This is a genomic window from Lelliottia sp. GFLA7, assembly GCF_056490165.1.
On record NZ_JBWLAQ010000055.1, the window covers coordinates 1 to 473 of the forward strand.

Annotated in this window: 1 protein-coding gene; it reads right to left on the reverse strand. The window is 71.7% G+C overall.

Annotation, left to right across the window (positions count from 1 at the left end):
• Nucleotides 1–473: hypothetical protein (locus AC07RN_RS21115; protein ID WP_478337237.1), on the reverse strand; the 473-nt coding region annotated here is incomplete at both ends.

Genomic DNA, 473 nt, shown 5'->3' on the forward strand with positions numbered 1-473 from the left:
GGCCGCGGCGAGGTACCGGGCCAGACGGTTCACCCGGGCGTCGAAATCCGCGTAGGACAGCGTGACGTCACCGAAGGAGACCGCCGGCGCATCCGGGGTGCGCGCGACCTGCGCGGCGAACAACTCGGCCAGGGTCGTCGCGGGGACCGGATGCCGTGTCGCGTTCCAGGTCTCGACGACGGTGGTGCGCTCGCCGGCAGTCAGGACGTCGATGTCGCCCACGGGCCGCGACGGGTCGGCGACGATCGCGCCCAGGATCTGGGCGAGCCGTGCGGCCAGGGTCGCCGCCTCGTCGGCCGTGAACGACGACGGCCGGTACCGCAGCGTCATGCGCATGTCCGGCAACGTCATCAGCGTGATCGGGTAGTGCGTGGCGTCGAGACCCTGCAGGGCGCGCACCCGCATGCCCGCGATGTCGGTGTTCTCGTCGAGTCCGGCCCGCTCGATCGGGTACGACTCGAACACGGTCAGGG